Here is a 16,241-nt window from a genome sequence, read left to right on the forward strand (position 1 = left end):
CCTTTCGTTCTGCAAATGAAATTGCAATGATGCTGATTGCGATGCCAATCAGATCTTGCGATTGAAGGCCTCGACAATCAGCTTGATGCCCAGGAAGCCCATGACAGTGCCCGCGGAGTAATCCAGCCATTTTTTCAGGCGGCTGTAGAGGGCGCGCATGCGGAAACCGGAAAATGCCAGGGCGACGATTGTATACCACCCCGCTTCCACCAGAAACAACGAAACCGGGATTGCAAAAAGCAGCCATTTGGCAGGATCAGCGGGCAGTACGGCAGCAAAGATACTGGCGTAGAAGATCGATGTTTTCGGATTGCTGAGCTGGGTAATCAAGCCGGTGAAAAATGCCCGATACACGGTCATTTCCTTGGAACCACGCACCGATTTACCCGTGTCTAGCGGCGCTGAGGCGCCCCGGCAAATACGGTAGGCCATATAAATCAGATAGCCGCCGCCGATTATCTTGAAGGCAAGGTAGAGCCATTCGAACTGCATCAGCAGCGCTGTCAGTCCCAATACGGCCAAGGAAGCGAAAATAAATCCGCCAACACCCATGCCCAGCGCCGAAGCCAGACCATGGGCGCGAGAGCTGGAAAGGGCAATGCGCGACACGAGCACAAAGCTCGGACCGGGGCTCATGGCACCGATCGCCATTGCCGCGATGATACTGACGAGAATTGCAAGTGCGTCCATAATTTCCTCCAAGCTTGTTGGCGCAAACCATCATAGCGTTGTGAAGCGGTGGCTTGTCAATTCAGAATTGCAAGCAAGTTAGGAGCAGGGCTCGGGCGGTATGGCGGCTGGAGATGGAGCGGGAGCAGCGTTCTTCTGTTCCGGCCTCTGTTCTGCGGGCGGTGTTATTGCAGGTTCGGATTTTCGAAGGTCGTTCCGGTTGAACGGTTCCTCCTGCGCAATTGCGCGGAACAGCCTCTTTGCCGGACCCTCCAGCAATTCGACGCGGCCGGGATAATTGGCGGAATCATGCCATGGTGCCGTTAGAAACCGGATATTATCAGACGATATCACGCGCACGGCGAGGGCAAGTTTTATCATCAGGCCGGGCGTAAACTCCGGATCGGTCGTGACGGATCCACTGGCCACGCCCACGAAATGGAGCAGCTTGACAGGATTGAGCAACATGCCGCCACCCATGATCTTTTGCCCCAAGGCAGACAGGAAGCGTTGCTGCCGCTGGATGCGCCCAATATCGGTTCCATTGCTCAGGCCATGGCGCACCCGGACATAGCCGAGAGCCTGTTCCCCGCGCAGAAGTTGCAAACCGGATGGCAGGTCGAGGGGAACATAGGTATCGTGGATCGGTTCGGGCAGACAGACCTCGACGCCGCCGGCCGCATCCACCAGCGTTTTGAACCCCGTGAAATCGACAATGACGAAATGATCAATATGGATGCCGGTGAGCGTTTCAATGGTCTTCCAGATGCACCCGATGCCCCCGGTACTGAATGATGAATTGATAATGCCGCGCTGCGCCCTTTGTCCCGGCAGGCCATTGCGCGCAACGCATCCGGGCAGCCGAACCCGCAAATCCCGCGGAAAGCTGATGATGGTCAGTTCACTGCGGTCGGCAGGCAGGTGCACCAGCATGATTGTATCCGTGCGCTCGCCAAAACGAGCCGCATCATTTCCTTCCCGACGATCCGACCCTACCAGAAGGATATTTATCGCCGATGGTGACGCTTTGGCAGGACGGTTTTCGCCCAGTTCATCGGACGTGACCTTGATGTGCCTGACATTGGAGATCATCGTGAGATAGGTGATGCCAATGCCAAGAACCAACAATATTATAAAGGCAGCAGCAGTCAGGATCGACCAAAGGATCCAACGGGGCATCCGCTTGGACGGATTCTTTTCAGAAAGTGATTCATCGGTCAAATTTATTGCCCATATTAGATGGTGTTAAGATACATCGGGGCGTTGCAGTTGCAATCCCCATCCGGCCCTCGCCACCGTGATAAATTGAGCTAATTCGGAACCTTGGACTGTATGGACGGTTTCCTTTCGGACAACCACCAAAAGGTTCTGAAATCATGACGCTTAAAGCACTTGCCATTAATTGCACGCTGAAGGTCGATGGACAGACGTCAACACAAAGGATGATTGATCTGATTGCCGAATCTCTTGAGCCCTTTGACGTTGAAACCTCATCGCTTCGTCTTGCCGAATTCAACGTCAAACCCGGCGTGAAATCCGATGAGGGTGAGGGGGACGACTGGCCCTCCATAAGAAAGAGACTGCTTGAATCCGACATACTCATTCTTGGCACGCCGATCTGGATGGGCCAGCCTTCAAGTGTTTGCAAGCGCGCGCTCGAACGCATGGATGCCTTTCTGGAAGAAACGGATGATCAAGGCCGCATGCTCACCTATGGCAAGGTTGCAGCCGTGGCTGTTGTTGGCAATGAAGATGGGGCGCATCATGTCTCTGCCGAACTTTATCAGGCCTTGAACGATGTGGGTTTTTCGCTTGCACCAAATGCCGTGAGTTACTGGGTGGGGGAGGCCATGGGCAGCGTCAATTTTGTGGATTTGACAAAGGTGCCTGATGTCGTCACCAATACATTGGCGATGCTGGCACGAAACACCGCACATCTTGCCAATCTTCTCAAAACCAATGCATATCCAGGTGAAAAAACCGAGGCATAACCGGCTTGTTGCTTTTCGCATCGGCAGATGGGGTTTCGTGTGGCTTACCAGAAACCTTGTCTTGCTAATGCGAAGCCAGTTGATACTGTACCGAAGCTGACCATTGCATGTTCTGGCTGATCTTGTGGAGAATGGATAAGTGAATGCGGACGAAGAACACCATCTGGTAGCCGCCAGATTAGCTGCCATCGTTGATAGTTCATTTGATGCAATCATCAGCAAGGATCTAAACAGTATCATTACGAGCTGGAACCCGGCGGCCGAGCACTTTTTCGGCTACAAGGCGGAAGAGGTCATCGGCAAGAGCATTCGCATTCTCATCCCCGAGAGTCATCAGAGCGAAGAAGACGAGATAATCTCCCGTGTCCGGGCTGGTGAGGTGGTTGAAAGCTTCGAAACTCTTCGTGTCAGAAAAGACGGCTCGTTCATTCCCGTCTCGCTCACTGTTTCACCCATCAAGGACGAGAATGGTAGGATTGTCGGCGCTTCAAAAATCGCGCGTGACATCACTGTTTCGCGGGACAATGAGCGGCGCATTCGGCTTTTGCTTCGCGAAGTCAATCATCGCGTGAAGAACCAGTATGCGGTCATGATGTCCATCATTCGTGAAACCGCAAAGCGAACGCAGAGCGTTGAGGAGTTTCAACGCCAGATAAATGAACGCATAGCATCGCTCGCCAGCTCGCATGACGTTCTGGTTTCAACGGATTGGAAAGGCGGCGATCTGAGAACGCTGATCAATGATCAGCTGAAACCGTTTAAACATGATGGGCTCATAACCGTTGACGGGCCTCAATTAATCCTCGCAGCGCCCGCAGTCTTGCATATAGGAATGGCCATGCACGAGCTGGCGACGAACTCAGCAAAATACGGCGTCCTCGCATCCTCGCAGGGCAAGATCACTATTTCCTGGGCGATTGAGGGCAGCGTCGACGAAGAGCTTTTAAAACTCCGTTGGGACGAAACCAACAATGCGCCCACTGTTAAAGTCGAACAGAAATCCGGCTTTGGATATGTTGTATTGCAGCGTGCCACGCCGCTGGCGCTGCGTGGCACTGCTCAAATTACGGTGAATGACGAACGCCGCATGTGGGAGCTGGTCGCCCCGCTGAAGGAATGCGTTTCGGATATGGTAGACAACGAACTTTAGACCCTACGGGGCGGCGATCAACTCCACTCGGCTCCCCACTCCTGAACCATATGGTCAGGCCCCACTTGCTTGAATTGGCGGATCGGAACCTGATAATCGACAGCGCGGATCGGGCTCTTCAATTCATCATTGACCAACCGCTTTTTGCCGGCGCGCCGGCTTGGATCAGCCATGGGCACCGCAGAGAGCAACCTGCGTGTATAGGGATGCTGCGGATTGCCGAACACGCTTGCACGCGTTCCGATCTCCACAATCTCGCCAAGATACATCACTGCCACGCGGTGACTTATGCGTTCAACCACGGCCATATCATGTGAAATGAACAGGAAGGCCAGTTTCAACCTTTCCTGCAGGTCCAGCATCAGATTGATCACCTGTGCCTTGATGGAAACATCGAGCGCGGAAACCGCCTCATCGGCAATGATGAGCTGCGGTCCCAAAGACAGGGCGCGGGCGATGCATATGCGCTGGCGCTGGCCGCCGGAGAATTCATGCGGGTAGCGGTCATAGACATCGCCGCTCATGCCGACGCTCTTCAAAAGCTCGCTCACGCGTTCGCGCGCACGTTTCGGCGTTTCGGTGCCATGGGCAATCATTGGTTCGGCTATGCTCTCGCCGATGCGCATACGCGGATTAAGGCTGGCATAGGGGTCCTGAAAGATCATCTGCATGCGCTTGCGCATGTCGCGGAACGAGGATTTTTCGATATTCAGAATGTCATCCCCGGCAAGCCGGATCGAGCCGCTTGTCGGCGCGGTCAGCCGTACAATCGAGCGGCCAGTTGTTGACTTGCCGCAGCCGGACTCGCCAACCAGAGCAAGGGTTTCGCCGGGATATATATTGAACGAGACATTCTCGACCGCATGCACGCGGCCAGCCAGCCCACGCAAGACGCCTTTGCGGATGTCAAAATATTTGGTCAGGTTTTTTACTTCTAGAATTGGCTTTGTAGCCTCAACCGTATCAATGCCCTCTGGCGGCTCAGCTGCAATACCTGTCTGCTGATCGACCAGGGGAAAGCGAAGCGGCCGTGTCTTGCCGATCATGGAGCCAAGCTTCGGCACGGCAGACAAAAGCGAGCGCGTATAGGCATGCTGCGGATTGGCAAAAATATCGGCGGTATCGCCGCTTTCGACAACATCGCCGCGTAACATCACGATAGTGCGGTCGGCGATTTCGGCAACCACACCCATATCATGCGTTATGAAGAGGACGGCCATTCCATCCTCATCCTGCAAGTCCCGGATGAGTTCGAGAATTTGAGCCTGAATGGTCACATCCAGCGCGGTGGTAGGCTCATCCGCAATCAGCAGTTTCGGCTTGCAGGCGAGCGCCATGGCAATCATGACGCGCTGGCGCATGCCGCCGGACAGCCGGTGCGGATAATCATTAGCGCGCGATTTTGCAGAAGGGATGCGCACACGATCCAAAAGCCGGATGACTTCAGCCTCGGCTTGGGTCAGGCTCATATTGCGGTGGCGCATCAAGGCTTCAGCGATCTGAAATCCAATGGTCAGGCTTGGATTGAGGCTGGTCATCGGCTCCTGAAAGATCATGGCAATTTCGTTGCCGCGCACATTGCGCATCTCCCGCTCCGGCAGGTCCAGAAGCGATCGCCCTGCCAGTGTAATATTGCCCTCGACCTTGCTGTTGCCACCCGGCAGCAGTCGCATGATCGACAATGCGGTCATGCTTTTGCCCGAACCGGATTCGCCGACGATAGCCACCGTCGTCCTCGGCGCGATGTCAAATGAGATGTCGCGAATGACCGGCGTCCACGCCCCATCATTGTAAAAGGAGGTACGCAGCTTGGTGACGGAAAGAATGGGAGGGGTCATTTTGTATCTCTCGTCTGAAGCTTAGAAAAGAACACTGGCAAGGAAGCGAAGGCAGATCAGCAGAAGGAAAATGCCAAAGGCCATTTCCAGCTTTGACTTGGACCAGGAATGCGCAAGCCTCACTCCGATCGGGGCAGTCAGAACCGTGGTCGGGATGAAAAGGGCAAGCCCCAGCAGCGAAACATAGCCGATGGCAATGGGGAATTGCAGGGCGACGACATCTGGAAACTCCGACGCGCGCGGCCAGCCTGCATACATATAGCCAAGCGTTCCGGGAATTGAGATCAATATGCCGAGGCCTGATGATGTCGCCACCGCCTGATGAATAGGGCGGCCATAGAACGTCATGAACAAATTTGACAATTGTCCGCCGCCAATACCCATGAGTGATGAGAGAACGCCAATCAAAAGCCCGTAAAAGCGCATGAGCCAGCCAGCCGGAAGGTCATCGGCAAGACGCCATTTATCATTGCCGAACAGCAGGCGGATCGCCGAAGCGCCTGCAACCACCACAAAGACGATCTTGAAAAGATCGGCGGGAGCATAGCGCGCGATAAAACTGCCAAGAACCACGCCGAGCACGACCGGAACAGCCCATTTGCCAAGGATTGTCATATCCACGGCGCCCTTGGCCTTATGGGCATAAAAGGAGCGCAGCGAGGTCGGGATGATGATGGCCAGAGACGTGCCGATGCATAGCGGCATGCGGACTTCTTCCGGTACTTCCATGAAACGGAACAATTCATAGAGAACCGGAACGGCAACCGCCCCGCCACCGACACCGAACAGACCGGCAAGCAGGCCGGTCACTGCGCCGGCAACCAGTAGTCCGACCACCAGCAAAGACAACTCAAAAACAGGAATACCGAACATATTGTTTCCTTAACTGGAGACCGCCAAGTTTCGACGCCGGAACGCCGATGTTTCAGCGCCCGATTGCATAAGCCTGCATGAGGCGCGGCGTTGCGGCTGCCCGCAAAATGCCATCCGGGTCCCGCTCGGCGGCGGTCAACCGCCCGACCGACCATTGGGGAACAATTTCGACATCGTGGCCACGTGCTTTGAGCGCATCGATTGTTTCCCGGCCAAAGCTCTCCTCAACGACAAGGCGGCCCGGGATTGCCTCGCGCGGATAGAAGGAGGAGGGGAAATGCATGGTATGGAACAAGGGCAGGTCAATACTTTCCTGCAAATTGAGGCCGTGATGGACCCGGCGCAGGAACATTGCCAATTGCCACTGGTCCTGCTGATCGCCGCCCGGCGTTCCGAAAACCAGACGCGGCTTTCCTTCATAAAGCGCCAGCGATGGCGTCAATGTGGTGCGGGGACGTTTAAGCGGGGCCATGCTGGCTGGCAAGCCCGGTTCTAACCAAAACATCTGCGCCCGCGTATTGAGCGCAAAGCCAAGCTCGGGAATAACTGGTGATGATTGCAGCCAACCACCCGACGGCGTGGCGGAAACCATATTGCCCCATTTGTCGATGACATCGATATGAACAGTGTCGCCGCGCTTTTCAGTGCGCAAATGCGCCATTGTCGGCTCGCCCGCGCCCGGTGCAATATCACCGCTGGCACCGGCATAGCGAACTTGTGACATTGCCGTCTTGAGCTGTGCCTCAAAACCCGGAATCGTGCCGGGCCGCAATTCCATCGATGCTTCATTGGTGATGAGCGCACGCCGCTGATCGCTATATGCATCAGACAGAAGCGCTTCCATTGGAACATCCACGAAGTCCGGATCGCCGTAATAAACCTCCCGGTCAGCGAAGGCGAGTTTCATGGCCTCGGTTACGGTATGTATGAATTCGGGGCTGTCCGGCTTCATGGCGGCAATATCAAGCTTTTTGAGCAGCGCCAATGTTTGGAGGAATACCGGGCCTTGTCCCCAAGGGCCTGTCTTGGCAACAGTCCAGCCGTGGTAATCATAGGTCAGCGGAGTTTCATAGGTAGCGCTCCAGCCTGCCATGTCCTCGCCGGTCAAAAGACCCTTATGGCGGCGACCGCTGGTATCCATGGCTTCGGTCTGGCGGCAGAAGCGATCGATCGCCTCAGCGACAAAACCACGATAAAATGCATCGCGCGCTTTCTCTATCGTGGCTTCACGATTTCCGCCTGCTGCTTCAGCCTCATCGACAATGCGTTGATAGCTATCGGCAAGGACAGGATTGCAAAACAGTTTCTTGGCTTCAGGAGCTATACCGCCGGGCAGCCAGGTTGCCGCTGAAGTTGGCCATTCCTTGGCGAAGAAATCGGCATTGTCCTTGATGGTGTTGGCAACGCGCGGAAGCAGCGGATGCCCGTGCCGGGCATAATGGATCGCAGGTTCCATCACATCCCGCAGTTTCATGGAGCCGTGATCACGCAGAAGAACCATCCATGCGTCAAACGCGCCGGGCACAACGGCGGCCAAAAGTCCGGAACCAGGGACGAGATCAAGATCCAGCGCCTTGTAAGCTTCGATGGTTGCCGCTTGCGGCGTCACGCCTTGCCCGCAAAGGACTTCCGTCTTTTGTGTCTGCGCAGAGTAAAGAATGATAGGCACTTCACCGGAAGGCCCGACAAGATGGGGCTCTACAATCTGCAACACAAAGCCAGCGGCTACCGCAGCATCGAAGGCATTGCCGCCGCGTTCCAGCATGGCCATTCCCGCTGCCGAGGCGAGCCAATGCGTCGAGGTCACAACACCAAAGGTGCCCAAAATTTCCGGTCTCGTCGTAAACATATGTGTCGTTCCTGCTCTGTATAGATATTCAGTATTCGCGCGGGTCGATTGCGTCGCGCAGGCCATCACCAAGAAGGTTGAAGCCCAAAACGGCGAGGAAGATTGCAGCCCCCGGCCATAGCGACATCCAGGGTGCCTGCGAGATGAAGTTCTTGGCGGTATTCAGCATTGAACCCCAGGAAGGATTGGGTGGCTGCTGGCCAAGGCCGAGAAAAGACAGGCTGGCTTCTGCGATAATAGCCGCCGCGATCGTCAGCGTCGCCTGCACAATGACGGGAGGAATTGAGTTCGGCAGGATATAGCGCAGGATGATGCGTGGATGCCGCAGGCCGATGACCTGCGCTGCCTCCACATATTCCTCCGCCTTGACCGATAGAACCTGTCCTCTTGTGAGGCGGGCAAAGATCGGCGCGGCTGACAGGCCAATGGCGATCATGGCGTTGGTCAGGCTGGCACCCAGAAATGCGGCCAGTGAAATCGCAAAAATGAGGAAGGGGATGGCCAGCATTGCATCGACCAGACGCGAAATAACGCCATCGATCCAGCCGCCGAAATATCCGGCAAGCAGGCCAAAGGGCACGCCGACAATGACCGCAATCACGACCGATACACCGCCCGCCATCAAGGATGCGCGTGCGCCATAGATCATGCGCGAGAAAATATCGCGTCCAAGCTCATCCGTCCCAAGCCAGAATTGCGCGGAAGGCGGCTTGCGTATCGTTGTGAAGCTCGTCTGAAAAGGATCATAGGGAGCAATCAGGGGCGCAAAGATCGCGAGCACCACGAAGATGCCGACAATAATGGCCCCGGCAACGGCTGCCTTGTTGCGCGTGAATTTGGACAATTGGCGGCTGAAAGAGCTGCTGCGATGGGAAGTGACGGCACTCATGATGCATCTCTCAGGCGTGGATTGACAACGATATAGAGAATGTCCGCGAGAAGGTTCATCAGGATGAAGCCGACGGCCGTGCAAAGCACCACGCCTTGCACCACGGCATAATCACGGGTGAAGACGGCATCAACGATCAGTTTGCCGAAGCCGGGAATGGTGAATATCTGTTCGGTCAAAACAGCGCCCGCGAGCAATTCACCAAACAGCAGCGTCGATAGGGTGATGATCGGAACGAGCGCGTTTTTCAGCGCATGGCGCAGGATCACTGTCTTTTCATTGAGCCCCTTGGCTCGCGCCGTCCGCACATAGTCGGAGCGCAATACACCGAGCATGGCGGATCGGGTGTGGCGCATGAGAACACCGGCAAGTCCGGTTCCCAGAACAAAGGCCGGCATTATCATGGTGCGCAGGTTCTGGCCGAGATCTTCCAGCGGCGAGGTGTAGCCGGAAGCCGGAAGCAATTGCCATTGCACCGATACCAGCAAAATGAGCATGAGGCCAAGCCAGAAATTGGGAATTGAAAGGCCGGACAACGCCACGACATTGATTGCATAGTCCGTGGCCGTGCCCTTGCGTATCGCAGAAATAATGCCTGCGGGCACGCCGATTATAAAGGCTATGACCATGGCAAATGCGGCCAGCTGGATAGTGACAGGAAGTTTCTGCGCAATCAGACTAAGGACGGGCTGCTCGGTGCGCAAAGAAATTCCAAGATCGCCCCGCAGGATTTGTCCAAGCCAGGCGACATATTGGACGGGGATCGGATCATTGAGACGATATTTCTCCTGCAGATAGGCTATCGTTTGCGGATCCCGGTCCTCGCCTGCCATGGTGAGGATTGGATCGCCGGGTAGAAGCTTCTGCATACCGAATACTATAATGGACACGAGAAGCAGCGTGGGCAGGACGACGATGCATCGTCTGAAAACAATCTCGATCATGGGGCAACACTTTAAAACTGGAAACGGGAAGGCAAGGGAGCGGCCGCGGATGGGCCGCCCCAGGCCATGAAGATCAACCTTCGGTTGAAACGCCCTTCAGGCGGATCATGCCATCAGGATAGGCCGTGAAACCCTTTACATTGGCACGTGCCGCAAATGGCCATGGCTGGTAATAAAGGTAGACGATGGGCAGTTCGTCCTGGGTAATCTCCTGGACCTGATCATAAAGTGCCTTCCGCTTGACCGGGTCGGTCAGGCTGCGGGCTTCTTCAAGCAGCGCATCCACTTTCTCACTGCAAAAATGAGCGTCATTGAGATTGCCCTTGCAGCTTACAAATGCGTGGATATTACCATCCGGATCGGCGCGACCTGACCAGCCGCTCTGACCGGCTTCAAAGGAGCCGTCCTTCAGCGCCGATTGCAGCGCGGCAAATTCTGTGGGACGCAGCGAGATATCAAAACCGACCTCGGCCGACATCGCCTGAATCAGCTCATAGATTTGCTGCGAGGCGGTGTTATTGCCGAAAGCGATCTCCAGCTTGACGCGCTCATGACCAGCTTCGGCGAGCAAAGCCTTGGCCTTGGCCACATCGCGCTGGCGGCTTTCGAACTTCTTGTCATAGGCAAAGCTGGTTGGTGGAAATGGCTGATAGGCAGGCTGGAAGATGCCCTGACCGACGACCTCGTTGATGACGTTGCGATCGATAGACAGTTCAAAAGCCTGACGAATGCGTTTGTCATGACCGATCGGAAACGTATCCTTGTCGCCCTTCTTCATGTTGAAGGTCAAAGCCTGATAGCCGGTTCCGGTGACTGGATAAAATGCCAGATTGGAATCGCCCTTTACGGCTTCGATATCAGAAGGGGCAATACGCTCGATAAGATCAAGATCGCCCGAGCGCAGATTTGCCAGGCGCACTGTCGAGTCCGAGATCGGAATGAAGGTCAGCTTGTCATATTTGTAATTTGCCGCGTCCCAATAATCCGGGAATTTCTGAAGAACGATGCGGTCATTCTGAATGCGCTCGACGAACTTGTAAGGACCCGAGCAAACAGGGTTTTCGCCAAAATCGCCACCCTCGAAAGCTTTGGGTGACAGGATCATGCCCGCACGATCCGAGAGCTGCGACAGCAGCGATGCGTCCGGCTTGACCAGGTGGATCACGAGCGTTGTCGCATCGACCGCATCAACCGAAGCGATGGAGGCGACTTCACTCTTGCGCAGTGATTCCGGCAGCGTCTTCGCCCGTTCGAGATTGGCTTTTACAGCGGCGGCGTCAATTGTTGTGCCATCATGAAATTTGCCATTGTCGCGCAGCTTGACGGTAAGCGCCTTGCCGTCTTCCGACCAGGACCATTCCTTGGCGAGTTGAGGCTGGATCTCCAGCTTTTCGTTAATGTCGAAAAGCTTGTCGCACATCGAGGTGAAGACGATGCGCCCGACGAAAGTGCGGGCGCGGTGCGGATCCAGAATATCCGCATCATCCTGCAGACCTATGCGCAGGTCGGCAGCAAAGGCTGCGGAGGCCGAACCAACAATGGCGGCGGTTAAAAGGAGTTTCTTGATGCAGTTCATTGGATTCCCTCTGTAGTTGAACTTTTTTTACTGCTGATTTTATCATTGGGCGCTACGTCCCAAACTGGCGCCACGCTGTCTGTAAGCTGCATGGCTTCAATGACTGCGCTGCGAATGGAGAGCAGGTGCTTGCGCATGGCAGCCTCTGCCTCGGCAGGGTCGAACCGGCGGATAGCCTCGATCACCGCGTCGTGCTGCTCTACTGAAAGGGTTGTGCGACCCGAGGACCGGGTCCGTTCACGAAAGTGACGCCAGGCATCGTTCTGGCGAATCTGGTCGATCATTCCCATGAAGAGAATGAAAAGTTGATTGCCCGCAGATTCCGCGATCTTGCGATGGAACGCGCCGTCCCAAAGCTCCCAGGAATCAATGTCGGTGGCATCTTTTGCCTTGGATGCGAGCCTTTCCAGCTGCTGTATAAGAACGGGTGTGGCCTTCGTGGCAGCGATGCGTGCGAGAACCGGCTCGATTTCAATGCGCACCTCCATCACCTCAAGCGGATTGGTAAATTCTGCCAGATTGCTGACCCGCAGCGTGCTTGAGACCTGTTGGGAACCGGCAAAAGTTCCTTTGCCCTGCTGACGCCAGATAAGGCCTTCATCTTCCAGAACCTCAAGCGCTCGGCGAAGAGCGCGCCGTCCCACACCGATTTCCTCGGCCAATTCACGCTCCGGTGGAAGGCGCAATTCGCCACCCAGCGGAACAGAACTCAGCAATATGCGCAGACGCTCAAGGGCGTGCCCGGAATTTGCAGCAGGTTTGGCACGAACGGGCATGGGAAACCTTCAGAAGCGGATCAATATGAAGAATGGTTCACAAATGTGAGACGCATGCCTTGGTGTATAAATGAGAATATAAAGCGCGTCTCCAAGGCTTGTCGCACTTTCCCCTAAAATTTAGCCTATTTAACAATAAACAGCGACGCAACCAATTTCTTTTATGGTTCACTTTATTTGCGGCAATAGGGTTAAGGTAGGTCAAACCAAGATTTGTTCGCCGCGAAAGAACTGCCGGAATGGTATAGATTCGAGCAGCGGCTTTGCTCCCAACCAAGACGCGCCCGCTCAACGCGATGCTCTGGCTTGTCAATCATATTGGTGCCAATCCCTCTTAAAATTGTCGACAATATCGTTGACAAAGAGAAATCCTTATGGCCCTATGCTTTCAATAAATCGCGGTCAAGCTTGCAAAAGGCACTCGCGGAAGAGGGAAACATTGATGATGCGAATGCGAAAATCCATTCTGATGGCGGTGACATCAATCCTGTTATTGGGAACAGCCGCAGAGGCGGCGACGCTTAAATGGGCTGGGCAGCGGGACATATTCTCCCTGGATCCCTATTCCTATGGCTCGACCTCAAATCTCGCCTTTCTGAACCATATTTACGAAGGTCTGGTGCGTTACACGCCGGAATTTGAAGTCGTTCCGGCATTGGCCACGGAGTGGCAGCTGATCGACAATAAATATTGGCGTTTCAAGCTGCGCCAAGGCGTAAAGTTTCATGATGGTTCGGATTTTGACGCCGATGACGTCATTGCCTCGCTCAAGCGGGTCAGCGCGCCATCATCGCCCTTGAGAGGAAATATCCCGCTCTATGCCGGCTCGAAGAAGGTCGACCAGTACACGGTCGATATCGAGGTTTCAGCGCCATCGCAGTTGTTTCTCAATGATATGACAAACATCTTCATGTTCGACGCGAAATGGCTTGCGGATAATAAGAGCGAGCAGCCCACCGATGTCGGCGCTAAGGTTGAAGGTTATACAACCTACCACGCCAATGGCACCGGGCCTTTCAAGCTGGAAAGCCGCGTGCCGGACAGCAAGACGACGCTCGTCGTGAATGAAGGCTGGTGGGACGAGAAGAAGCACAATCTCGATCGCATTGAATTCACCCCGATCACTTCAGCGGCAACGCGTGTCGCAGCGCTATTATCCGGCGAGGTCGATCTGGTGGATGCGGCCCCCATTCAGGATATCAGCCGCCTTGAAGCAACGCAGGGCATAAAGGTCGACAAGCGCTCCGATTTGCGCACGATTTCGATTGCCTTTAACCGCCGCGAAAAATTGACCGATGGCCGCGACAATCCATTCAATGATTTGCGGGTCCGGCAGGCATTTGATCACGCCATTGACCGGAACCTGATCAACAAGAAGGTCATGCGCGGACTGGCGCATCCGGCAGGCGTTTTGGTTGCACCCGAGATCCCCGGTTATGATGCCACGCTTGACGTGCCTGCAACCTATGATCCGGAATTGTCCCGCAAGCTCCTTGCCGAAGCCGGGCAGACTGATCTGGCCTTTACCTATCTTTGCATGAATGACGAAAGCGTGAACGAGGAGGACGTTTGCTCAGGTGTCGTCAACATGTTGAGCCGGGCAGGATTCAAGCCAACGCTCGATATAGGACCGCGTGCTGTGCAGACGCCCAAGCGTTCGAGCGGCAAGTCCGATGTTTATATGGTCGGCTGGGCAAATGAGCCTACGCTTGATGCCTATTCAATATTGGTTCAGGTGCTTTCCACCCGCAACGGCGCCGATGGCGTGGCGAATTACGGTGGCTGGTCCTATCCCGAACTCGACAAAATGGTGAAAGACGCCGCCTTGGAGCAGGACCGGGAAAAGCGGCTGGCAATTGAAACTGCGGCACTGAAATTCGCCAAGGATCAGGCAATCATGATCCCTTTGCATCAGCAGCCAATGGCATGGGCCACAGGCAGCAAGATTGAGAGTGTCGTAATCCGGGCTGATAACAAGCCACGGCACTGGCTGACGCGCATGAGCGAGTAATTGGTAGCGCTTCGGCGCTATCCGATAAGCAAGGGAAGACCTCCGTTCAAGGGGGCGACCAACATCCAGAAGCGGAGCACAACCAGAATGTTTAAGCAACTAGGCCTAGCGGCCACGGTGGCATTGACCCTCATTTTACCCAGTCATGCCGAAACTTTGAAATGGGGCGCGCCCCGTGATATCTACTCGCTCGATCCCTATTCCTACGGGGATAGTTATACGATCGCCTTCCTGAACCATGTTTATGAAGGCCTCGTCAGATATGACGCGAAATTGCAGATTGAGCCTGCTCTTGCGACCTCATGGGAAGTTGTCTCGGATAATGTCTGGCGCTTTCATCTGCGTCAGGGCGTCAAGTTCCACAATGGCGCAACGTTTACATCTGCGGATGTGCTGGCCTCGTTGACACGCGTGAGCGACAAGACATCGCCGCTTCGCGGTAATCTGCCGGCCTATAAAGCAGCCAAGGTAGTTGATGACTATACGATCGATATTGAATTGACGGGGCCTTACCCGCTGCTCCTTAACGATCTTACCAATATTCACATTTTCGATGAGACTTGGCTGACCGACAACAATTCGCTGAAGCCAACCGATGTGGGTGCGAAGCTGGAAGGCTATGCAACCTACCATGCGAATGGAACCGGACCCTTCGTCGTCGAGAGCCGGGTGCCCGACAGCAAGACCATTCTGGTGAAGAATACGCAATGGTGGGACAAGTCCGACGCCAATGTCGACCGCATCGAATTTACACCCATCGTTTCGGCAGCAACCCGCGTTGCGGCGCTGCTTTCAGAAGAGATCAATTTCACGGACAATGCTCCATCGCAGGATATTCCGCGCCTTGCTGCTCAGCCAAACCTTAAAGTCATGGAGCGCACCGATCTTCGGACCGTGATGATCGGTTTCAACCGCAAGGCCAAGCTCGACAATGGCACGGAGAACAAGTTCAACGATCTGCGCGTGCGTCAGGCATTTGCTCATGCGCTCGATCCGCAACTGATCCAGAAGCGTATCATGCGCGGCAAGTCCAGAACTGCCGGAGCAATCATTGCACCGGAAATTCCAGGCTATACGGAAGCGCTCGACAAGCCGGTGGCATTTGATCCGGAACTGTCCAAGAAGCTACTGGCAGAAGCTGGCGCGACCGATTTACCCTTTACCTTCGTTTGCACCACGGATGCCTATGTCAATGAGGAAGAACTGTGCCAGGGCATGATCAATATGCTCAGTCGCGGTGGTTTCAAGCCTCAGCTTGATATTGCGCCAGCAGCCGCACAAACGCCAAAACGCGCAAATGGCAAGGCGGATGTTTACCTGATCGGCTGGGCAAATGAGCCAATGCTCGACAGCTATTCCATCCTGCTTCAGATGATCCAGACAAAGACGGATAATGCCGGGGTCTTCAATTGGGGTGGATGGTCTTATCCTGAAATCGACAAGCTGATCGTCCAGGCGTCGACCGAGATGGACAGGACCAAGCGGTTGGAACTCCAGACCAAGGCCCTGCAAATGGTCAAGGATGAGATCATCATGCTTCCTCTCCATCAGCAGCCCATGGCTTGGGTAATGACGGGCAAGGTCGATAGCATCGTTCAGCTGGCGGACAATAAACCTCGCCATTGGCTGACACATATTGCCAAATAAGTCTGGCGGTCGGCTTCGTTAGTTGCGA

General features: G+C 54.9%; 13 protein-coding genes. 4 read left to right on the plus strand and 9 right to left on the minus strand.

Features of this window, described 5'->3' with window-relative positions:
• Positions 1 to 48: 48 nt before the first annotated feature.
• Positions 49 to 690: a LysE family translocator gene (locus AC6CHM_RS19035; protein WP_307275842.1), complete on the minus strand. Its 642-nt coding sequence runs from the start codon at positions 688 to 690 to the stop codon at positions 49 to 51.
• 78 nt (positions 691 to 768) lie between these two features.
• The gene (locus tag AC6CHM_RS19040; RefSeq protein ID WP_498174090.1) at positions 769 to 1,890 is read right to left on the minus strand and encodes an LCP family protein; all 1,122 of its coding nucleotides are present in this window, start codon (positions 1,888 to 1,890) and stop codon (positions 769 to 771) included.
• Between the two features lie 155 nt (positions 1,891 to 2,045).
• On the opposite strand from AC6CHM_RS19040, the gene AC6CHM_RS19045 reads away from it, so the two are divergent.
• Complete coding sequence (locus AC6CHM_RS19045; protein ID WP_498174092.1) at positions 2,046 to 2,660, plus strand: flavodoxin family protein; 615 nt, start codon at positions 2,046 to 2,048, stop codon at positions 2,658 to 2,660.
• 139 nt (positions 2,661 to 2,799) lie between these two features.
• Positions 2,800 to 3,810, plus strand: coding sequence for a PAS domain S-box protein (locus AC6CHM_RS19050; RefSeq protein ID WP_498174094.1), 1,011 nt, complete (start codon positions 2,800 to 2,802; stop codon positions 3,808 to 3,810).
• 17 nt (positions 3,811 to 3,827) lie between these two features.
• Here AC6CHM_RS19050 and AC6CHM_RS19055 read toward each other — a convergent pair whose 3' ends face one another.
• The 7 genes from AC6CHM_RS19055 to AC6CHM_RS19085 form a co-directional block, all read right to left on the minus strand.
• On the minus strand, positions 3,828 to 5,648 hold the full coding sequence (locus AC6CHM_RS19055) for an ABC transporter ATP-binding protein (RefSeq protein ID WP_115053754.1): 1,821 nt from the start codon (positions 5,646 to 5,648) through the stop codon (positions 3,828 to 3,830).
• Between the two features lie 21 nt (positions 5,649 to 5,669).
• Positions 5,670 to 6,521 carry a sulfite exporter TauE/SafE family protein gene (locus AC6CHM_RS19060; protein WP_115053755.1) on the minus strand — a complete coding sequence of 284 codons (852 nt, stop codon included), beginning with the start codon at positions 6,519 to 6,521 and terminating at the stop codon, positions 5,670 to 5,672.
• 52 nt (positions 6,522 to 6,573) lie between these two features.
• The gene (locus tag AC6CHM_RS19065; RefSeq protein WP_498174098.1) at positions 6,574 to 8,370 is read right to left on the minus strand and encodes a gamma-glutamyltransferase family protein; all 1,797 of its coding nucleotides are present in this window, start codon (positions 8,368 to 8,370) and stop codon (positions 6,574 to 6,576) included.
• Positions 8,371 to 8,398: 28 nt separating this feature from the next.
• Positions 8,399 to 9,259 carry an ABC transporter permease gene (locus AC6CHM_RS19070; protein WP_498174100.1) on the minus strand — a complete coding sequence of 287 codons (861 nt, stop codon included), beginning with the start codon at positions 9,257 to 9,259 and terminating at the stop codon, positions 8,399 to 8,401.
• Positions 9,256 to 10,203 (minus strand): ABC transporter permease, encoded by a 948-nt coding sequence (locus AC6CHM_RS19075; RefSeq protein ID WP_307275822.1) that lies wholly within the window; start codon positions 10,201 to 10,203, stop codon positions 9,256 to 9,258. Before AC6CHM_RS19075 ends, AC6CHM_RS19070 begins: the two co-directional genes overlap by 4 nt.
• Before the next feature lie 73 nt (positions 10,204 to 10,276).
• On the minus strand, positions 10,277 to 11,779 hold the full coding sequence (locus tag AC6CHM_RS19080; protein WP_307275818.1) for an ABC transporter substrate-binding protein: 1,503 nt from the start codon (positions 11,777 to 11,779) through the stop codon (positions 10,277 to 10,279).
• Complete coding sequence (locus AC6CHM_RS19085) at positions 11,776 to 12,555, minus strand: FadR/GntR family transcriptional regulator (protein ID WP_115053760.1); 780 nt, start codon at positions 12,553 to 12,555, stop codon at positions 11,776 to 11,778. The genes AC6CHM_RS19080 and AC6CHM_RS19085 overlap by 4 nt, the downstream gene beginning before the upstream one ends.
• A 445-nt stretch (positions 12,556 to 13,000) precedes the next feature.
• Here AC6CHM_RS19085 and AC6CHM_RS19090 point away from each other — a divergent pair, with 445 nt between their 5' ends.
• Both AC6CHM_RS19090 and AC6CHM_RS19095 read left to right on the plus strand, forming a co-directional pair.
• Positions 13,001 to 14,566, plus strand: a complete 1,566-nt coding sequence (locus AC6CHM_RS19090; protein ID WP_498174194.1) for an ABC transporter substrate-binding protein — start codon at positions 13,001 to 13,003, stop codon at positions 14,564 to 14,566.
• 87 nt (positions 14,567 to 14,653) lie between these two features.
• On the plus strand, positions 14,654 to 16,213 hold the full coding sequence (locus AC6CHM_RS19095; protein ID WP_498174103.1) for an ABC transporter substrate-binding protein: 1,560 nt from the start codon (positions 14,654 to 14,656) through the stop codon (positions 16,211 to 16,213).
• Positions 16,214 to 16,241: the final 28 nt, after the last annotated feature.

The organism is Phyllobacterium sp. GQ127 (genome assembly GCF_059758635.1).